4 protein-coding genes are annotated in these 3,367 nt (G+C 34.2%); 3 read left to right on the plus strand and 1 reads right to left on the minus strand.

The features are described 5' to 3' along the window. From Q1K37_RS08290 to Q1K37_RS08300, 3 genes are all read left to right on the plus strand, one after another. A partial coding sequence (locus Q1K37_RS08290) for a hypothetical protein (RefSeq protein WP_300411239.1) occupies positions 1-301 on the plus strand: 301 nt, incomplete at its 5' end. A gap of 100 nt (positions 302-401) precedes the next feature. Further along, positions 402-1,337 carry a TDT family transporter gene (locus Q1K37_RS08295; RefSeq protein ID WP_300411240.1) on the plus strand — a complete coding sequence of 312 codons (936 nt, stop codon included), beginning with the start codon at positions 402-404 and terminating at the stop codon, positions 1,335-1,337. Positions 1,338-1,357: 20 nt separating this feature from the next. After that, complete coding sequence (locus tag Q1K37_RS08300) at positions 1,358-2,155, plus strand: DUF169 domain-containing protein (RefSeq protein ID WP_300411242.1); 798 nt, start codon at positions 1,358-1,360, stop codon at positions 2,153-2,155. Between the two features lie 75 nt (positions 2,156-2,230). Here the strand turns inward: Q1K37_RS08300 and Q1K37_RS08305 are convergent, their stop codons facing one another. Then, positions 2,231-3,229, minus strand: coding sequence for a lipoate--protein ligase (locus tag Q1K37_RS08305; RefSeq protein ID WP_300411243.1), 999 nt, complete (start codon positions 3,227-3,229; stop codon positions 2,231-2,233). Positions 3,230-3,367 lie beyond the last annotated feature (138 nt).

Here is a 3,367-nt window from a genome sequence, read left to right on the forward strand (position 1 = left end):
TTTTTCAATGCGTTTAAAGGTTTTGGTATGTATTCAACTGTCAAACTCCCGTGAAAATACTTGGAAGAAGATTAAAAAAATTGGACCAAGGGAAAAGTTAAAAAAAGAGCTTGTTACTCCAAAAAACTTTCAAGAGGGATCTTTAGAACTCAGATACTTGGATAAGAATGGAACTTATCATACTAAGACATTAAAAGGCTATACTGAAAAGTCCTTTAAAGTCCTTGTAAAGGTCTATATAAAAAGGATAGAAGACAACGGGACTTTGGACTTAGAAATAGTGGACAAAAGCTTATTTTAATCTACTTTAAGGCAAATAATCCAAGGGCTCATGTGAATTAATTGACATTTATAAAATCTTCGATATAATTATAGTGAAGAAAAATAAATTGGAGGGACATATGACAAAGAAAATTCCATTGCCTATAGTCGGAGTAATTCTTGGATTATTCGCTTTAGGAAACTTAATTCAAACCTATTCTGAAACTCTACGTCTTGTGCTAGGGGGAATAGGTGCAGTATTGTTGGTGTTATTTTTAATAAGGATGTTTTCAAATTTAAACGTCTTTAAGGAAGAGATGAAAAATCCTGTTATGGCATCTGTCTTTGGAACTTTTTCCATGGCTCTAATGCTTTTTGCAGGATACCTAAAACCTTACATAGGTGAAAGCTCAAAGTTTGTTTATTATTTAGGAATTATTATTCATATCATAATAATAATCTACTTTACAGCGAAGTTTATTTTTAACTACGACATAAAGAAAGTCTTCGCATCTTACTACATAGTATATGTAGGAATAGTTGTGGGATCTGTAGTTGCACCGGCCTTTGGAGCACAAAAACTAGGACAGGCTTTTTTCTGGTTTGGACTTATTTCATTTATCATTTTACTGTTCACAGTAAACCAAAGATATACGAAAATTGGTCATCCTGATGCGCCTTTAGCTCCATTGTTCTGTATCACATGTGCACCTGCTTCACTTCTTTTAGCAGGGTATATGCAGTCCTTTGAAGAAAAGAACTTAGTTATAGTGTATGGATTGATGATAGTTTCTCAACTTCTATATATCTATGTTCTTACTAAGTTACCAGCGTACTTAAAGGAAACTAAGTTTTTCCCATCCTATGCTGCTTTTACATTCCCATTTGTAATCACAGGTATAGGTCTAAAGATGGCAACAGGATTTTTAACGAAATCAGGCAATATTGAAAAGTTAGGATTTTTAAAGGCTGTATTGCCAAAGTTGGTTTTAATCGAAACCATTATAGCAGCAATACTGGTAATCTATGCTCTAATAAGATATATTGGGCATTTTGTTAGCACTGAAGCTAACTAAGAGAAATAAGGGGTGTTAATATGAATTACAAAGATAGTACAAATACTGTTATGACCTATTTAGGATTGGAAAGAAAACCTGTAGGAGTAAAATTCCTATTTACAGAAGAAGAATACAATAACTCAAAGGTTCCAGAAAGAGGAAGAAAGGTTGCTTATTGTAACTCTGTTAACTTGGCTTCAAGGGGAGAAGCTATGAAGTTGAGAGCGGAACACCAAGGTTGTTTCAATGGATCCGTGGCTCTTGGGTTTAATCCTGCACCACCAAAGATGGCAAATGGAGAAGCTAGAGTTGGTCTAGGAATCTACGACAATGTTGAAACATCAAAGTCTGTTTCTGACACTATGCAATTTATGAAGGAAAAACCATATGGTTTAACTGTAATGCCTCTTGATATGTACGAAGAGGATCCAGATGTGGTAATTGTAGTAGGAAAGTCCTATAATATCATGAGAATGATTCAAGGCTATTCTTACCACAATGGCTATAGCCCAAACATGCAGACAGTTGGTCTTCAAGCGGTTTGTCATGACTTAACAACCTATCCATACAACACAGGGGACATGAATATTACATTCTTATGCCCAGGTACAAGACTTGTAGCTGACTGGCAACAAGATGAAATTGGAATAGGTATGGCTTTTAAACATTGGTATGGAACTGTTGAAGGAATTGTTGAAACTACAAATCCATTTGAAAGGGATAATAACAAGAAGAAGATCGTTGAAAGAATGAAGGAAAATAATATCGATTCTTCTGATATAGAATTTGGCAAAAACTATGATAAAGGCGGCTATTCTGGCGGTATTGTAGAATAATAGCTTGGTTAATACTTTTTCTTATACATTGACAAAAATTGGAGCACTCTTTATACTCGAGTGCTCCAATGCTTTTTAATCAAAGAATAGGTCTGTCAACTCTTCACTACTTACATTTCCAAAGTAGTCTTCCAATTTAAAATCATCTAATATCTTCTTGATATTTGCCTTCTTGTACTCCTTACCTTCGATGGACTTTCTTATATCTTCAACATTTTCCTTTCCAAAGAAATCGCCGTTGATATGAAGATTTTTTATCTTGCCATTGTCTAAATCGTAGGCAAGTTCTATAAAACCTGCCGGGAATTTCTTATATTGTTTAACTTCTCCAACTGGTTTTTTTCCATAATTCCAAGACTCTAATGAAAATCTTGTGTTGTATATCTCCTTAACTCCTTGTAGCTCTTCTTCTGAAAGAACATACTCTTCTTCCTTTTCGTCAAACTGTTTAAAGATTTCTCTTTGTAGGATCGCTTTAAAGTCTTCGGTGCTAATATCCTTCTTTTCAAGATATGGTGCGATATTAGTGACTCTAGATCTTACAGATTTTACACCTTTTGATTCAAATTTTTCCTTCCTAGGATTTAAGGCCTTTGAAAGTTCTTCCAATTGGACATTGAAAAGAATGCAACCGTTGGATAAAACTCTGTGATTATCAACAGATTGGCTAGAGCCAATACATTTTTTACCGTCGATTGTAATGTCATTTCGTCCTGAAAGCTCTGCGTCAATTCCTATTGCCTTCAAGGCGTTCACTATTGGTATATAGTATTGCTTGAAGTCTATTCTATCGTGTCCCTTAGTCTTTGTGATAAAGGAGAAGTTAAGGTTTCCAAAGTCATGGTAGACAGCACCTCCACCGGTTATCCTTCTACAAACCTTTAGGTTGTGCTCCTTAACATAATCTTCGTTTATCTCTGCGTAAGCATTTTGGTTTCTTCCTATTATAATTGCAGGTGAATTTATCCATAGATATACGTATTCCTCTTTTTCAAGGGGTAGGTTTCTAAAGATATATTCTTCAAAACTCAAATTGTAATAGGGATCATTTGAATGGGACTCTAAAAATTTCATAGTGCATACCTCCTGGCTATATTATAATATATAAAGGAAAGTTTTTCATAGTTTTGGGAATTTTGATTTGATTTTTATTGTATATATTAAAATCCTTGTAAAAAGACCTTCAAAATCTATGAAAATATCCCATTTAGG

The sequence above is a fragment of the Lagierella sp. genome (assembly GCF_029983815.1).
GTDB lineage: Bacteria > Bacillota > Clostridia > Tissierellales > Peptoniphilaceae > Mediannikoviicoccus.

What these genes read in the sequence shown, in the direction of transcription:
- Q1K37_RS08300 (WP_300411242.1), top strand. Translation starts at nt 1,358, where the DNA reads ATGAATTACAAAGATAGTACAAATACTGTTATGACCTATTTAGGATTG.
- Q1K37_RS08305 (WP_300411243.1), bottom strand. Translation starts at nt 3,229, where the DNA reads ATGAAATTTTTAGAGTCCCATTCAAATGATCCCTATTACAATTTGAGT.
- Q1K37_RS08295 (WP_300411240.1), top strand. Translation starts at nt 402, where the DNA reads ATGACAAAGAAAATTCCATTGCCTATAGTCGGAGTAATTCTTGGATTA.